This window comes from Massilia sp. SYSU DXS3249 (assembly GCF_053668055.1).
The window spans coordinates 28,632-44,625 of the sequence record NZ_JBSIPX010000018.1 but is presented as its reverse complement, the minus strand read 5'-3'; the positions used below and the strand labels follow the sequence as shown (position 1 = coordinate 44,625).

Here is a 15,994-nt window from a genome sequence, read left to right as displayed (position 1 = left end):
TCAGAAATATCGCTTTTTTTGTCACCAGTAGGCAAAAATGCGACGCCTGAATGTCAACATTTCGCCAGCGGTATTGAAGCGGTATTGTCTACACAGCGAGTTGTTGCAAAAGATATAAACGCTGGTACAAGCCACCCTCGATCCGCATCAGTTCCTCATGCGCGCCCGCTTCGGTGATGCGCCCGTGGTTCAGCACGATGATGCGGTCCGCATCGCGAATCGTCGACAGCCGGTGCGCGATCGCGATGATGGTCACCGTCCCGCGTAGTTCGTCGAGCGCCTCCTGCACGATCTGCTCGGTCGCGCTGTCGATGCGCGAGGTCGCTTCGTCCAGCAGCAGGATGCGCGGCTCGCCGGCCAGTGCGCGCGCGATCGCGATCAGCTGCTTCTGGCCCGAGGACAGGCGCGAGCCGCCTTCGCCCAGCGCGGTGTCGTAGCCGTCTTCCAGCGCCGCGATGAAGTCGTGGGCGTGCGCAGCACGCGCGGCCGCTTCGATCTGGGCCTGGGGCAGGCCGCGTCCCATGTCGATGTTCTCGCGCGCCGAGGCGGCCAGGATGAAGGGGTCCTGCGGAACCAGGCCGACTTCGTTGCGGAAGCGCTCGTTGTCGATGCCGGCGATCGGCTCGCCGCAGATCTCGATGCGGCCGGTCTCGGCCGGGTAGTAGCGCAGCAGCAGCGACAGCAGGGTCGACTTGCCGCTGCCGGTGTGCCCGACGATGCCGAAGAAGGCGCCCTGCGGGATGTCGAGCGAGATGTCGTGCAGGACGTTCTGGCCGGGGACGTAGGCAAAGGAGAGGTCGCGCACGCGCACTGCAGGCGCGTCGGACTGGGGCGCCAGACGGGTGCCTGCGGCGCGACCGGCCGCGTGTTCTGCGGCGCCGGCCTCGTCGAGCAGGCTGGCGACCCTGGCCGTCGCCACCACAGCCTGCTGCAGGCCGCTGAACTGCATCGTGATCTGGATGAGGGGCTCGACCACGCGCGCGATGTAGCTGATGAAGGCGTACAGCACGCCGACTTCGACCGCGCCGATTTCCCTCTGGCCGAAGCTGAAAATCACCACCGCCAGCAGGATCACGTTGAGCAGGTCGAGCATCGGCCGCAGGAAGAAGGCGTTGGCCTTCAGTTCCGCCAGGCGCGCCGTGTAGTGCGACTGGTTCGTGTGGGCGAAGCGCTCGCCGAAGCGGCCGGCCGCGTTGCTCGCCTGGAGCACGGTCATGCCGCCGATCGATTCGGCCAGCTGGCCGTTGATCTCGCTGCGCAGCGCGCGCGCGCGCGTCACGGCGGGCGCCGACAGGCGCTGGTAGAGCCAGACGATGACCAGAACGGCGGGCAGCAGCGCGAGCACGATCAGCATCAGGCGCCAGTCGAGCCAGGCCATCGCGATCGTGGTGCCGATCAGGACAATGGTCGAATCGAGCAGCACGAACAGCACCTGGATGTACAGGGTTTTGACCGCCTCGGTGTCGTTCGTCACCCGGCTTACCAGCTGGCCGGTGATGGCGCGGTCAAAAAAGGCCATCGGCAGGCGCATCACGTGGCCATATACCCATTCGCGCAGGCGCCGCACCGAGCGCATCGCCATGCCGGACAGGCGCACCAGCTGCAGGTAGCGCAGCCAGGACGCGGCCCAGCCCGAGAGCAGGGCGCCGCCCAGCAGCAGCGCCATGCGCGTCCAGTCGGCATTGCGCGGGACCAGGTGATCGTCGATCAGCGCCTTGCCGAGGATCGGGCCCAGCACCTCGAGGGCGGCGGCCAGGATCAGCCACAGCGTGGCGACCACCAGCTGGCGGCGGTCGGGCCAGGCGGCGCGGCGCAGCAGGGCGGCGGCCTGCGTGGTCTGGGCCCGGCCCGCTTTTTCGATCGTGCTAGCTTGCGAATCAGCTTGCATCGAGGCTGGCCTCCAGTTGTTGGTAGCGCCACTGGCTGGCGTACCAGCCGTCCAGCGCGAGCAGGGTCTCGTGGTCGCCCGATTCGACGATGCGGCCGTCCTTCAGCACCACGATCATGTCGGCGTTGACGACGGCCGAGAGGCGGTGGCTGGCGATGATCGCCGTCAGTTCCGGCCGCGCCGCGCGTACTTCGGCCAGGTGCTCGAGGATGCGCGTCTCGGTGCCGGTGTCGACCGCCGACAGCGCGTCGTCGAGCAGCAGCAGCGAGCTTTCCGCCAGCAGCGAGCGGGCGATCGCCACCCGCTGGCGCTGCCCGCCCGAGAGCGTGATGCCCTTTTCGCCGACCGGGGTGTCGTAGCCCTGGGGGAAGCGCAGGATGTCGTCGTGGATGGCCGCCATGTCGGCCGCGTGCTCGATCTCGGCGCGGCTGGCGCCGGGCCGGGCCAGCGCGATGTTCTCGGCGATGCTGGCCGAGAACAGGAAGGACTCCTGCGGCACCCAGCTGGTGGCGCCGCGCAGGGTGGCGAGCCGGTAGCTGTTCAGGGGATGGCCGCCCCAGCTGACGCTGCCGCCTTGCGGCGTGGCCTGGCGCAGCAGCACGCGCAGCAGGGTCGACTTGCCGCTGCCGGTCGGGCCGACCAGGCCCAGCGTCATGCCCGGGCGCAGCGCGACCGAGACGCCGTCCAGCGCTGGCCGTTCCGCGCCTCCGTAGCTGAAACGCACGTCGCGCAGCACTAGCGGGCCGTCCTCGATCCGGTCCAGCTGCCCTTCGTCCTCGACCGACAGCGGCGCGTCCAGCATCGGCTGCAGGCGCGCCAGGCCGGCGCGGCCGCGCTCGATCAGCGACAGCACCCAGCCGGCCGCGAACATCGGCCAGATCAGCTGGCCCAGGTACATCGTAAAACTGGTCAGCGCGCCGATGGTCAGCTGGTTGTGCCAGACCAGGTAGCCGCCCAGGCCCAGGGTCAGCGTGCTGGCGGCGGTCAGCGTCAGGCCGACCGCCGGCTCATAGGCCGCTTCCCATTTCTGGGCGGTCAGGCTGGCGTCCGCGGCCTGGCCGGCCAGCGTCGAAAACTGGTCGGCGCTGCGTTTTTCCAGGCCCAGGGCGCGCACCGTGCGCACGCCGGACAGCGATTCCTGCACGTGGTCGTTCAGCGCCGAGAAACGCTTCAGCGAATCCGTTTCGGCGGTGTGGATGTGGCGCGAGATGTACCAGAAGGCGAGGCCCATCAGGGGGAAGGGCAGCAGCGCGATGCAGGCCAGGCGCCAGTCGACGCCGAGCAGCATCACGCCGAGCACCATCACCAGGGTGAGCGTCCCGTCGAAGCCGGCCAGCATGGCTTCGCCGGCCGCCATCTCGATGGCGTCGATGTCGTTGGTGCCGAGCGCCATCAGGTCGCCGGTGCGCTGCTTCTGGTAGAAGGCGGGACCCTGGTTCGACAGGCGCGCGTACAGGCGCGTGCGCAGTTCCACGCCCAGGCGATAGGCCGCGCCGTACAGGCGGATGCGCCAGCTCACGCGCAGCACGTAGATCGCCACGCCGAGGGCGAGCAGCTGCAGGATCCCGATCGTCAGGTCGTGGTTCGACAGGCGGTGCGCGGCCAGGCCGTCGATCATGGCGCCGACCTTGCGCGGCACCCAGACGCTGCATATCGCGACGCCCGCCAGCATCACGGCCGACGATGCGTACGCCTTCCAGTGGCGCAGCACGAAGCCGCCCACCAATCTGGCTAGACTCATTGGTATTCCTTGCGTTGGCGCCCGAACGGCCAACCTGGCCAAAAGGGACGGGCGGCAGCCCGAAAAAAAAAGCGGGCCGAAGCCCGATCAACAAAAAAGCGGGCCGTAGCCCGCTAGTGTACTTTTTTTAACCGGGCGGCGCAGCGCGCCTCGGCGTATGGATCAGCTCTGCTTCCTGCGGCCCTTGGTGCCGCGGGTCTCGACCGGGCGGGTAGTCGTCGCTGCCGTTGCCGGCGGCGGAGTGGCGTCGACCGGTTCCACCTTCGGCAGTTCGATCTCGACCGCCACTTCGACCGGCACGCTGGCCGCGACCGGATGGGGCGGGGCGACCGGCGTGTCGAGCGCTTCGCTGGTGGCTTTTGCGATGGTGGTCGGCTCGGCATCCGGTTCGATGTCGGAGGTGACGACCGCGAGCTCGCTTACCTGGGCAGCCGATTCAGTGGCCGATTCAGTGGCCGATTCGGCGACCGACTCGGCGGCGGCGGCCGTGGCCGATGCCGTATCGCCGCCGATACGTTCGAAGGCCTCGGCGGCGGCCTGGCCGGCCTGGCTTTCCGCCAGGGCGGGAGCCGGTTCCTGCTGCGCAGCGACAGGCGCGGCGGCAGGTGCTTCGGCCGGCGTGTCCAGCGCCGGGCTGCCGACGCTGTAGGTGCGCATGAGCGGCAGGTTCATGCCGGTGGCGGCGATCGAAAACAGCTCGCGGCCATAGTCGAACATGGTGCGCAGGTGCTGCTGGGATTGGGAACCGATCGCCAGCAGGTCGCGCGGATCGCGTGCGGCCAGCAGCTGGCGCACGGCATTCGACGATTGTTCGACGGCGGCGCGCGATGCATCGAGCTGGAGAGCCAGCACGCGGCTGGTACGGTCGAGGGCCTGGTCGCTCAGGCTGCGGATCAGGTTGAAACTATTGTCGAGCTGAGTCTGGCGTGCTGCGGAGAACTGTTCTGGAAGCGAAGTCATCGATGGTCCTTATCGTTCGGTTATGGCGCACTGCAACATTCCTAGTGTAGCCTTGACGCTGAGCCTTGCAAAGCGAAATTTGTCACTGTGTCATCGGCGCAATATTGCATTGCATCATGAGTTACAAATCGTCACGCAAAATACCCTGCCTGGGTATGGGAACTCGCTACAATCAATCGGTCTGAACAGGAGCGTCCATGGATCTCGTGATTCGCAATGCCACGCTGGCCGACGGCCGGCAGAACATCGATATCGGCGTCGAGGGCGAGCGCATCGCCGCCGTCGAAACGGGGCTCGCAGCCCGGGGCGCGCGCGAAATCGACGCCGCCGGGGATCTTGTCACGCCGCCGTTTGTCGACGCCCATTTCCACATGGATGCGACCCTCAGTTACGGCTTGCCGCGCGTGAACGAGTCCGGCACCTTGCTTGAAGGCATCGCCTTGTGGGGTGAACTCAAGCCGCAACTGGCGCAGGAAGCCCTGATCGACAGGGCGTTGCATTATTGCGACTGGGCCGTTGCGCGCGGCCTGCTGGCGATCCGCACCCACGTCGATATCTGCGACGACCGCCTGCTCGCCGTCGAGGCCCTGCTCGAGGTCAAGCGCCGGGTGGCGCCTTATATCGACCTGCAACTGGTCGCCTTCCCGCAGGACGGCCTGCTGCGCAGCCCAGGCGCCTTCGACAACCTGAAACGCGCGATCGGCATGGGTGTGGACGTGGTCGGCGGCATCCCGCACTTCGAGCGCACCATGGCGCAGGGCGCCGAGTCGGTGCGCCTGCTGTGCGAATTCGCCGCCGAACGCGGCCTGCGCGTGGACATGCATTGCGACGAGACCGACGACCCGCTTTCGCGCCACATCGAGACGCTGGCCTATGAAACCTGGCGCACCGGCCTGCAGGGCAGGGTGGCCGGCTCGCACCTGACCTCGATGCATTCGATGGATAACTACTACGTCAGCAAGCTGATTCCGCTGATGCGCGAGTCCGGCGTGGCGGCGATCGCGAATCCCCTGATCAATATTACGCTGCAGGGCCGCCACGATACCTACCCCAAGCGGCGCGGCATGACCCGCGTGCCCGAGCTCATGGCGGCCGGCATCGACGTCGCCTTCGGCCACGACTGCGTGATGGATCCCTGGTACGGCCTCGGTTCCGGCGACATGCTGGAAGTGGCGCACATGGGACTGCACGTGGCCCAGATGACGGGCCAGGCGGCGATGCGCCAGTGCTTCCAGGCAATCACCGAGACGCCGGCGCGCATCCTCGGGCTGGAGGGTTACGGCCTGGCGCCCGGCTGCCATGCCGATTTCGTGCTGCTCGACGCTTCCGGGCCGGTGGAAGCGATCCGCCTGCGCGCAGCCCGGCGCGCCGTGGTGCGGCGCGGCGCCGTAGTCGCCGAAGCACCGCGTGCGGCCTCCTCGCTGCGCCTGCCGGGACGGCCGGAAACGGTCGATTTTCGAATCAGGCGTTGACGCCGGCAAACCCGGTGCTAGAATCCCGAGCCCATGTAGTATTGATAAACATTAGCGAGCCCGTGAAAGACATCCAGATCCGCCCAGCCACCAGCGCCGACTTCGACGCCATGTGGACCATCTTCACCGCCCACATCGCAACGGGCGAAACCTACCCGTTCGAGCACGAGGCCACGCGCGACGCGGCGCAGGCCTACTGGTTCGGGGGCGGAGTGACCTGCCGCGTCGCGGTGCTGGGCGAACGGGTGCTCGGCATGTACCGCATCGTGCCGAACCAGATCGGGCGCGGCCGCCACGTCGCGAACGCCTCCTTCATGGTCAGCCCGGCCGCCCAAGGCGTCGGTGTGGGCCGCCTGCTGGGCGAGCATTGCATCGAGGAAGCGCGGCGCCAGGGCTACCTCGCCATGCAGTTTAACTACATCGTCAGCACCAACACCGCCGCCCTGATGCTCTGGAAGAAGCTCGGGTTTGCCATCGTCGGCACGCTGCCCAAGGCCTTCCGCCACAAGCGTCTGGGCTATGTCGATGCCTACGTGATGTACCAGTTGCTGCAGGATCCGGATCACTGGCCGACCGCCGACGAGTAGTCCTGCCGTGCTCCGGCGCTTTCCTGCTCGATGATAGGATGGTGTTGTTACTTCAATCATCCCTGAAAGCCGACCCATCGCGATGCCAACCATCGAGCCCAACGCCGCGTTCTACGTCGTCCTGAACGCCGGTTCCGGCCATGCCGAAACCGAACTGCGCTGCTCGACCATCCGCGACGTGTTGAAGGAGGAAGGGCGCACCTGCCACCTCGAGATCGTGCGCGACCCCGGCCAGCTGGGCGAGATCGCGCAGCGCATGGCGCAGCAGGCCAAGGCGAGTGGCGGCGTGCTGGTGGCCGCCGGCGGCGACGGCACCATCAACACGGTGGCGCACCAGGCGGTGCTGCAGGGCTGCCTGTTCGGCGTGCTGCCGCAAGGGACCTTCAATTATTTCGGCCGCACCCACGGCATCCCCGAAGACCTGGAAGAGGCGGTGCGCGCCCTGGTGCGCTCGCGCGTCATGCCGGTGCAGGTGGGACTGGTCAATGACCGCATCTTCCTCGTCAACGCCAGCGTCGGCCTCTACCCCGAGCTGCTCGAGGCGCGCGAGCACGACAAGCGCGAGTTTGGCCGCAGCCGCATCGTCGCCATCCTGTCGGCGCTGAAGACCGCGCTGGGACGGCACCGCCCGCTGCGCATCACGCTCGAGACCGAAGGCATCGTGCGCAAGCTCCGCACCGCCACCCTTTTCGTCGGCAACAACCGGCTGCAGATGGAGCAGGTCGGCATGAAACCCCTGACCGTCGCGGTCGAGGAGGGGGAACTGGCCGCGATCGCCCCGCGCCGCGTCGGCAAGCTCGGCATGCTCTGGCTGCTGTTGCGCGGCGCCCTCGGGCGCCTGGGCGAGGCGGACAATGTGCTGGCCTTCTCGTTCAAGCGCCTGGTCGTGCGCCACGCGCGCCTGTCGCCGCGCCGGACCATCAAGGTCGCCACCGACGGCGAGGTCACGCGCATGACGATGCCGCTCGAGTTTCGCGTGCTGGAGGAGCGGCTGGCGCTGCTCAAGCCGCCGGATGCGGCGCATGATTCGCGGGATGCGTCCGCGGCGTAGGCCGACCCCACGCGTCTTACATTCACTCCACCCGCTGCACCCGCAACCCGAATAAATCGAACCGGTTCGACGGCCCGCTCGTCCCGCCTGCGGCGCTGAAGCTGGCGTTCGCTTCCAGGTAGCTCATGTTGTAGAAGTCGCTCATGCGGACGCGGTAGGCGCCGGCCGGCAAGCGCGCGGCCAGCGGGGTCGACAGCGCCGGGGCGTTCCCGGGCTGCGTGTGCGGCAGTTGCACCACGCCCTGGGCCACGGTGTTTCCGGCCGCGTCCAGCACCGCCAGCCATTTCACGCCGCCGCTCACGCCCAGGTTGATGGCGTTGGCCGTGTTCGTGTAGCGCAGCTGGAGGCGGTAGTCGCCGGTCGCCGGAATGCGCAGTTCGCGCAGCTCGAAGCGGTCGGCAGGCTTGCCCCAGCCGGCCAGGCGCGGCGCCTTGCCCGGCGTGGCTGCCAGGTTCGACGCGACGCGCGCATCCGTGACGGGGATCTCCTGCGCCGGGCCGACGCAATGGGGCGCGCTGTGGTGGCTGCGGTTGCCGGACGCCGTGAATTGCGCCTCGACCGCATAGCAGGCATACGGTTTGAGTTCGCGATCGAGCCAGCTGCCGGCGGGCAGCTTGGAAGCCACCGGCCTGCCGTCGCGGTAGACGTGGTAGACGACGCCCGCCTCCTTGCCGCCGGCGCCTATCTGCAGGCGCACGCGGCCCTGGGCGTCGCGTTCGGCGCGTTCGATGCGCGGTTCGCGTGGCCCGAAGACGGCCGGCGACTCGGCGTACGGGTCGGCGCTCACGCGGCGCATCGCCGACTCGCCGGCGAGCGGAGACCCGAGTGCGACCTCGATGACGTCGCCATCCTTCAGCTGCGCCCACGGGATCGTGGCCGGGGCCGGGGCGCCGTTCAGCAGCACGCGCTCGACCCGGTGGAAGCCCCGGGCCGTGCTGGCCGGCGGCAGCAGCAGGCGCACGGCGATGCGCGGGCCATTCTGGCCGCGCAGGCGCAGGTTGTGCAGCGTCGCCTGCCCGCTGCCGGCAAAGGTCTCGCGCCGCAGTTTGGTGGTGACGAAGGGCCGCAGGGCGATGCCTTCGTCGAGTGCGGCCACGCCGAACACGCTCTCGATCACCATGCCGAGATAGGCGCCCACGGACCACAGCTGGCGCCGCGAATTGATGACCGGCCCGATCAGCGAAGGATTTTTTTCGTCGAGCAGAAGCGGCTGGCCGGAGAGCCACTCCAGGTTTTCCATGTTCGACATGTTCAGCGCCGCGCCGCGCATCAGGGTCTCATACGCTGCATCGGCCACACCGGCGTGCCGCATCTGCACCGCCGCCTTCAGGCCATAGCCCGTCACGAAGGGCCACATGGCGCGGTTGTGGTAGACCGGCATGCCCGGCTGCTGCGGCCAGATGACGGGCGCGCCCATCGGGCCATGCGGATAATGCGCCAGGATGCTGCGTGCGCGGGCCTCGTCGGCCACGCCGGTGACGATGGCCAGCGCCTGGCCCAGCCAGTCGAAGCGGTGCATGGGTGCGCCGTCGAGGTGGCCGGCGGTGAGGCTGCTGTACATGCCCGCGTCGTCCAGCCACAGGCGGGCGTTGATCGCCTTCTTCAGCGCCAATGCCCAGGCTTCGTAGCGCGCCGCGCGTTCATCGTCGCCGGCGTCGCGCGCCAGCTTGGCGGTAAAGCCGAGGGCCTTGTAGTGGGCGACGTTGGTCGACACCGCCTTGGCGCTGGCCATCGAGGCCAGGTCCTGCGTGATCCAGGCGGCGTAGCTCTGGTCGCGCCAGTCGAGGAAGGATTGCTCGCCCGTGTACAGGCCGTCCCGCGCATCGAAGGCGGCGATGCGGTCGTTCTCGATGGTGTTCGACAGTGCAGCCAGGGCGCGCGCGGCAAAGGCGGCGCGCTCGGCGGCGGGCAGCTGGCGCAGGGTTTCCTCGGCCGCGAAGGCCCAGGTGACGCGGTCGGTGCTGACCGGCCAGCTGCCGCCGCTGCCGGTGTCCTGCACCACCTGGAGGCCGTCCGGAGTACCTGCGACCTGCGGCGCCTTCGGAACCTCCTTGCGGTAGCTGGAAAGCTTGAAGTCGAGCGAGTTGCGCACGCGTTCGGGGTCGAGCAGGGCCAGGCCGAGGTCGGCCGCATACGACAGGTCGCGCGTCCAGACGTAATGCCACTTCTCGCCGGTCTCGAAGCAGTCGCAGGGGATGGCGGCGCCGCCGTTGTAGTTGCCGTCGCGGATATGGCTGACCGCATCCTGGCGCATCTCGCTGCCGGCCAGCGCGAACAGCGCGTCGAAGGCCAGGTTGCCGCTGCGGGTGTAGGGGAGCTCGGCGCTTTCGGCGTAACTGGCGTGCTGCGGCACCGGGTCGCGCAAGGCCATCGTCGTCGAGTGGGTGTAGCTGCGCAGCTGGGCCTCGGGGTCCTGCAGCGAAAAGCGCGCGGTTTCCGTCTTGCCGTCGTGGGTCGGATAGGCCAGCGTCACCACGCGGGCGCGGCCAGCGTGCGGGTCGGGCGCCGGGCCGCTCTTGCGGCCGGCCAGGCGCACCACGCGCAGCACGGGCGCCGCCGGCTTGCCCGCATCGAGCGTGAAGCGGTAGGTGCCGGTGCTGCGCACGAACAGCGTCGCCTCGGGGCCGGCGCTGGTGCTCAGGCGCACCGCCTCGCCGGGCTTGACCGCGGACGCTGCCTGGCCGTTCGGCACCCGGTTTGGCACCCACTCTTGCTGCCAGTCGCCGCTGCCGATCTTGAAGCCGTGGTTGCCCGGGCTGACCAGGATGTCGGCTTCATAGATGCCCTTGCCCTTGTGCCGCAAGGCGTTCTCGAGGCCCCAGCCATTGAAGCCGCCGCGCACGAACATCGCCTCGCGCAAGGGGCCGGGGTCGGCCGCGACGGCGGCGCTGGAGAGGAGCAGGGCAGGCAGCAGCCCGCGCGCCGGATGCATGACGGAGGGCCGCATCATGCCCCCGGCAGTTCGATGAGGGCAGTTGCCTTCGGCGCCAGGCGCAGCTCGCGCGTCAGGTCGACCGTCCGGCCGCTCAGGACGTCGACGCCGGATGGCGTCCCTTTCAGCATCTCCTGGAAGCGGCTGGTGGGCAGCACCATCTCCTTGTCGTTGTTGTTGAAGGCGACCAGCACGCGTTTTTGATCGTCATAGCGGAAGTAAACCCAGGTGTTGTTCTCCGGGCCGAAGTGCATCAGCTTGCCCGTGTGGATGACCGGCTGGCCCTTGCGCCAGGTGGCGAGCTTGCGCACCAGTTCCTGCGCCGCGCGCTGCTCCTTGCTCAGGCCCTTGCCCGTGAAGGCGTCGACCTTGTCGCCGGCCCAGCCGCCGGGGAAGCCGGTGCGGTAGCTGGCGTCGTTGCGGCCCTTGGTCGGGCTGGTCATCAGGATTTCGTCGCCAGTGTAGAACTGCGGAATGCGCGGCATCGTCATCAGGAACACCAGGTTCATGCGGTAGCGGTCGAAGTCGGCGCCGGCCACGCTGAACATGCGCGCCATGTCGTGGTTGCCCCCGAAGAGGACGAGGTTGTTCGGTTCCGGGTACAGGTAGTCGAGCGAGAGCGTCTGGTAGACGTCGTTGAAGCCTTTCTCGGGGTTGGCGAGCGCGCCGCGCATGGCCTCGACCAGCGGGAAGTCCATCAGGCTCGGGAGCGAGGAGGTGTAGCCGTCGAAGTTGACCTTGCCGCGCTGCCAGCGCGCCACCACCGGCACGATCGTGCTCCATTCCTCGCCCACCAGGTTCAGGCGCGGGTATTCGTCCATCACGCGCTTCGTGTACTGCGCGAGGAAGGCGCCGTCCGAATAGCCGTAGGTGTCGATGCGCAGGCCCGACAGGCCCGCGTACTCGATCCACCAGATGTTGTTCTGGATGAGGTAAGTGGCCACCAGCGGGTTGGTCTGGTTCAGGTCGGGCATGGTCTCGACGAACCAGCCGGCCGTGAAGTTGCGGCTGTCGACTTTCGATGCGTACTTGTCCTGCACGGCCACGCGGTGGTGCTGGGTCGGCACGAACTGGCCGCCGAAGTTGATCCAGTCCGGCGTCGGCATGTCCTTCATCCACCAGTGCTTGCTGCCGATGTGCGACAGCACCACGTCCTGGATCAGGCCGATGCCGCGCTTCTTCGCTTCGTTCGAGAGGCGCACGAAGTCTTCGTTGCTGCCGTAGCGCGGGTCGATTTTATAGTGGTCGGTGGCGGCGTAGCCGTGGTACGAGTAGGCCGGCATGTCGTTCTCGACCAGCGGCGTCGGCCACAGCTGGGTAAAGCCGAGGCCCGCAATGTAGTCGAGGTTCTGGACGATGCCCGCGATGTCGCCGCCATGGCGCCCGCCGCCCTGCTTGCGGTCGACGCCCTCCATGCCCTTGACGTTGTCGTTGGCCGGATCGCCGTTGGCGAAGCGGTCCGGCATGACCTGGTAGATCGCATCGGCGCTGGTGAAGCCCTGGCGGTTGCCGGAGCCCGCCGCCCGCGCGCGCAGCTCGTAGGGATGGCGCTCGACCCGTCCGGCGCCGGCCAGTACGATCTCGAATTTGCCCGGTTTGGCGCCGGCCTCGATCTCGAGGTCGATGAACAGGTAGTTCGCGTTCGGCACGCGAGTCGTGGACACCAGGCGCACGCCCGGGTAATCGATGCGCGGCTCCAGCTGGCCGATGCCGGCGCCATGCACCATCAGCTGCAAGCCCTTGTGCTGCATGCCGGTCCACCAGAACGGCGGCTCCATGTGTTCGATTGCCGGCGCGGCTGCGGCGGCGCCGGCTGCGAGAGAGAAGACAAGCGTGATGAGTGAACGTTTCATGGCGGCGGCGGCCTCGAGAAGAGTAGGTGGTAGATACCCGCGTCGAGTAGTTTGGCTACAGGCATCTTGATGGTCGAGAGAGGTTATTCGCATTTCTCCCTCTAGTTGACGAAAAGAATACACGACTAGCTGAACAGCGGCAATCGCTGGAGGCATCTAGTTCAGGTACATGCGGTGGGGATCCCAGGAACGCCGGAACCCTCGATCCGGCCGGTCTGAGCCAGCTCCAGAGGTGTCGATTGTCCATGGCCGTTTTTGCAAGGTAAAAACACATCCACGATGCATCATTTTGGTGCATCGATGCACCGACTTGGTGAAAAGCAAGCAACTTGTAGTCCGACTACAACCGTGCATACAAGCTGCTGTAGCTCAAATACAACGATAAACGTCTTCACTCTATATAGCGGGGCATAGATTCGTAAATTGACGTAGTTGCAAGAGACGCCCGTTGACAGTGCATCTAGTTTTAGTACAGAATTCTTGATAGAACGTCTAAAAAGTCGTTAATCCGTCCCGTGTCATGGCTCTGCAGCTGTCGTCGGGAAACTACGTTGTTTTGATCTGAGGGGACACATGAAATTCTTCGCCAACAAGCAGGCAGCCACGGCTACCCGTGCCTTCCAGCTGAGCCCAGTCGCAGCCGGCTGCGCCATCTTCCTGACCGCCTTCGCCGGCAGCGCCTACGCGCAGACGACCGACGCGGCCACGGCAGCGCCGGCCACGACGGTCCAGGCTACCGACACCACCAACAACACGCCTAACTCGGCGGTCACGACGGGCGCGGACGCCACCGTCAGCACCACCACGACCCCGGTCCAGACCGTGCGCGTGACGGGTATCCGCCGCGGCATCGAGGCGGCCATCTCGATCAAGAAGAATTCGACCTCGATCGTCGAAGCCATCTCGGCCGAAGACATCGGCAAGCTGCCGGACCAGAGCGTCGCCGATTCGATCTCGCGCCTGCCGGGCGTCTCGACCCAGCGCGGCCGCAGCTCGGGCAAATCGTCCGACATCTCGGTGCGCGGCCTGGCGCCGAGCTTCAACGGCACCCTGCTGAACGGCCGCGAAATGGCCTCGACCGGCAACGCCCGTTCGCCTGAATTCGACCTGTTCCCGGCCGAACTGATGGGTTCCGTCGTCATCTACAAGACCCCTGACGCGAGCGTCATCGGCCAGGGCCTGGCTTCGACCATCGACCTGCGCACCCTGCAGCCGCTGGACTTCGGCAAGCGTGCCGTTGCCGTCAGCTACAAGAAGAGCCGCCTCGGCGTGAAACAGCGCGACGGCCTGCCGGAAGGCGACGGCGACCGCGCCACCCTGTCGTACATCGACCAGTTCGCGAACCGCACCATCGGCGTGGCGATCGGCCTGACCCGCTACGAAGAAATGGGCGGCGGCCAGTCGAAGTTCAATTCGTGGGGCACCGCCACCATGAAATTCAACGGCGTCGACGTGAAGACCCCTGGCGGCTTCGGCTACGACACCGAGCAGAACATGCACAACCGCGACGGCGCCTTCGCCTCGCTGCAGTTCCGTCCAAACAAGAACTTCAAGTCGACCGTCGACCTGTTCTACTCGGCAGGCGAGACCGGCCTGAAGAAGACCGGCTTCGAAGGCGGTGTCGCCTTCAACGCCGGCGGCGCGTACGAACTGCCTCACGTGCTGAGCCAGGCCACCGTGGCCAACGGCGTCGCCACCAGCGGCACCATCACCAACTGGAAGGGTGTCGTCCGCAACCACTACGAAGGCGCGGAAGACGACCTCAAGACGATCGGCTGGAACAACGAACTGAAGATCGGCGAGTGGACCACCTCGGCCGACCTGACCTGGTCGAAGGCCACCAAGCTGGGTTCGCGCTACGAGACCACCGCCGGCACGCTGCCGAGCCAGCAGGATTCGCTGTCGTACACCAACTTCAACGGCTCGAACGTCACCGAAGTCAAGTACACCCCGGGTTCGAACTACGCCGACCGCAGCGTCGCGCGCCTGACCGACACGATGGGCTGGTCCGGCGGCGCGGCGTCGCCGCAGGCCGGCTACCTCGGCCAGCCGTACGTCGAGGACGAAGTCAAGGCAATCCGCCTGGCTGCCAAGAAGGCCGTCGAGTGGGGCCCAGTGGTCGGCACCACCTATGGCCTGAACTTCACTGCGCGCGACAAATCGCGTGCAGGCCAGGACGGCCGCCTGATGATCATCGGCGGCAATCCGGCCGGTTTCGCAACGGTGCCGGGCGACGCCATTGCTCCGGCCGGCGCCTCGGGCTTCAATGTGGTCAGCTGGGATCCGCGCGGCTCGCTGGGCACGATCTATGAACTGGCCCAGAAGGTCGACGCCGACATCCTGAACAAGTTCTGGGACGTCCAGGAACGCATCTCGACCGGCTATGTCATGGGCGACCTGGATGGTCAGATGTTCGGCCTGCCTTACCGCGGCAACGTCGGCGTGCAAGCCATCCACACCGACCAGACCGGTAACGGCTACAAGGTCGACAGCGGCAACTGCAAGGGCAATACCCCGACGACCTGTCCTGGCCAGCGCGTCAGCGGCGGCGACAAGTACTGGGATGTCCTGCCTAGCCTGAACCTGTCCTTCGACCTGGGCAATGAGCAGTTCCTGCGCCTGGGTGCGGCCAAGGTCGTTTCGCGCGCCAACCTGGACGACCTGCGCGCCGGTTCGAACGTCACGCTGGGCAATAATCAGGGCAAGAACGTCCTGACCAGCACCTCCGGTACGCCTGACCTGAAGCCGTTCCGCGCCAAGTCGCTCGACCTGTCGTACGAAAAATACTTCGGCAACAAGGGCTACGTCAGCGCCGCTGCCTTCTACAAGAAGCTCGACAGCTACATTGTCCGCACGGCACGCGACTTCGACTTCGCCGGCTTCATCACTCCGGGCACGAACCTGCCGGAAGGCAGCTCGACGATCGGCCGCTTCACCCAGCCACAGAATGGCAGTGGCGGCAACATCCACGGTTTCGAGCTGGCGGTGAACCTGCCGTTCTCGATGGTGTCGGAATACCTGGACGGTTTCGGCGTGCTGGTCAACCACTCGGACACGAAGAGCAGTATCGACCTGCCGCGTGAAGCGTTCGCGAACGTCACCGGCAGCTCGGCGACGATCCCGCTGCCTGGCCTGTCGCGCAAGGTTACCAACCTGCGCCTGTACTACGAGAAGAACGGCTTCCAGATCGCCGCCGCGGCGCGCAAGCGCTCGAACTTCCTGGGTCAGGTATCGGACTTCCAGGACAACGCGCAGCTGACCTTCATCAAGGGCGAGGAAGTCGTCGACCTGCAGGTTTCGTATGAAATCCAGCGCGGCTGGCTGAAGGGCGTGAGCCTGTTCGCCCAGGCGCAGAACTGGAACAATGCGCCGTTCCTGGAGTACACCGACGACGAAAACAACCCGACCAACCGCGTCGACTACGGCCGCACCTACCACTTCGGCGCCAGCTACAAGTTCTAAGTTCGATTTGAACTGAAGCCGAACTGCGGTACAGTAACGACCCCTGCC

The 15,994-nt window shown here is 66.8% G+C and carries 9 protein-coding genes; 4 read left to right on the top strand and 5 right to left on the bottom strand.

The window, feature by feature from the left end; all coding sequences use genetic code 11:
* Positions 1 to 88: 88 nt before the first annotated feature.
* From ACWCIA_RS18830 to ACWCIA_RS18820, 3 genes are all read right to left on the bottom strand, one after another.
* Positions 89 to 1,888, bottom strand: a complete 1,800-nt coding sequence (locus ACWCIA_RS18830; RefSeq protein WP_454165740.1) for an ABC transporter ATP-binding protein — start codon at positions 1,886 to 1,888, stop codon at positions 89 to 91.
* Positions 1,878 to 3,629, bottom strand: a complete 1,752-nt coding sequence (locus tag ACWCIA_RS18825; RefSeq protein WP_454165738.1) for an ABC transporter ATP-binding protein — start codon at positions 3,627 to 3,629, stop codon at positions 1,878 to 1,880. The genes ACWCIA_RS18830 and ACWCIA_RS18825 overlap by 11 nt, the downstream gene beginning before the upstream one ends.
* A gap of 162 nt (positions 3,630 to 3,791) precedes the next feature.
* On the bottom strand, positions 3,792 to 4,589 hold the full coding sequence (locus ACWCIA_RS18820; RefSeq protein ID WP_454165736.1) for a phasin family protein: 798 nt from the start codon (positions 4,587 to 4,589) through the stop codon (positions 3,792 to 3,794).
* A 197-nt stretch (positions 4,590 to 4,786) separates the two neighbouring features.
* Here ACWCIA_RS18820 and ACWCIA_RS18815 point away from each other — a divergent pair, with 197 nt between their 5' ends.
* The 3 genes from ACWCIA_RS18815 to ACWCIA_RS18805 all read left to right on the top strand — a co-directional run bounded on the left by ACWCIA_RS18815 (position 4,787) and on the right by ACWCIA_RS18805 (position 7,699).
* Complete coding sequence (locus tag ACWCIA_RS18815) at positions 4,787 to 6,061, top strand: amidohydrolase family protein (protein WP_454165734.1); 1,275 nt, start codon at positions 4,787 to 4,789, stop codon at positions 6,059 to 6,061.
* Positions 6,062 to 6,123: 62 nt separating this feature from the next.
* Positions 6,124 to 6,648, top strand: coding sequence for an N-acetyltransferase family protein (locus tag ACWCIA_RS18810; protein WP_454165732.1), 525 nt, complete (start codon positions 6,124 to 6,126; stop codon positions 6,646 to 6,648).
* 82 nt (positions 6,649 to 6,730) lie between these two features.
* On the top strand, positions 6,731 to 7,699 hold the full coding sequence (locus tag ACWCIA_RS18805) for a diacylglycerol/lipid kinase family protein (RefSeq protein ID WP_454165730.1): 969 nt from the start codon (positions 6,731 to 6,733) through the stop codon (positions 7,697 to 7,699).
* Between the two features lie 22 nt (positions 7,700 to 7,721).
* Here the strand turns inward: ACWCIA_RS18805 and ACWCIA_RS18800 are convergent, their stop codons facing one another.
* Together ACWCIA_RS18800 and ACWCIA_RS18795 are read right to left on the bottom strand one after the other, a co-directional pair.
* The gene (locus ACWCIA_RS18800) at positions 7,722 to 10,649 is read right to left on the bottom strand and encodes an alpha-L-rhamnosidase-related protein (RefSeq protein WP_454165728.1); all 2,928 of its coding nucleotides are present in this window, start codon (positions 10,647 to 10,649) and stop codon (positions 7,722 to 7,724) included.
* A complete protein-coding gene (locus ACWCIA_RS18795; RefSeq protein ID WP_454165726.1) occupies positions 10,646 to 12,484 on the bottom strand; it encodes a glycoside hydrolase family 13 protein in 1,839 nt (612 codons plus the stop codon). Before ACWCIA_RS18795 ends, ACWCIA_RS18800 begins: the two co-directional genes overlap by 4 nt.
* Positions 12,485 to 13,057: 573 nt before the next feature.
* On the opposite strand from ACWCIA_RS18795, the gene ACWCIA_RS18790 reads away from it, so the two are divergent.
* A complete protein-coding gene (locus ACWCIA_RS18790; protein ID WP_454165725.1) occupies positions 13,058 to 15,946 on the top strand; it encodes a TonB-dependent receptor in 2,889 nt (962 codons plus the stop codon).
* Positions 15,947 to 15,994: the final 48 nt, after the last annotated feature.

Coding starts and splice junctions, on each gene's coding strand:
- ACWCIA_RS18820 (WP_454165736.1), bottom strand. CDS start 4,589: ATGACTTCGCTTCCAGAACAGTTCTCCGCAGCACGCCAGACTCAGCTC.
- ACWCIA_RS18795 (WP_454165726.1), bottom strand. CDS start 12,484: ATGAAACGTTCACTCATCACGCTTGTCTTCTCTCTCGCAGCCGGCGCC.
- ACWCIA_RS18830 (WP_454165740.1), bottom strand. CDS start 1,888: ATGCAAGCTGATTCGCAAGCTAGCACGATCGAAAAAGCGGGCCGGGCC.
- ACWCIA_RS18815 (WP_454165734.1), top strand. CDS start 4,787: ATGGATCTCGTGATTCGCAATGCCACGCTGGCCGACGGCCGGCAGAAC.
- ACWCIA_RS18805 (WP_454165730.1), top strand. CDS start 6,731: ATGCCAACCATCGAGCCCAACGCCGCGTTCTACGTCGTCCTGAACGCC.
- ACWCIA_RS18790 (WP_454165725.1), top strand. CDS start 13,058: ATGAAATTCTTCGCCAACAAGCAGGCAGCCACGGCTACCCGTGCCTTC.
- ACWCIA_RS18825 (WP_454165738.1), bottom strand. CDS start 3,629: ATGAGTCTAGCCAGATTGGTGGGCGGCTTCGTGCTGCGCCACTGGAAG.
- ACWCIA_RS18800 (WP_454165728.1), bottom strand. CDS start 10,649: ATGATGCGGCCCTCCGTCATGCATCCGGCGCGCGGGCTGCTGCCTGCC.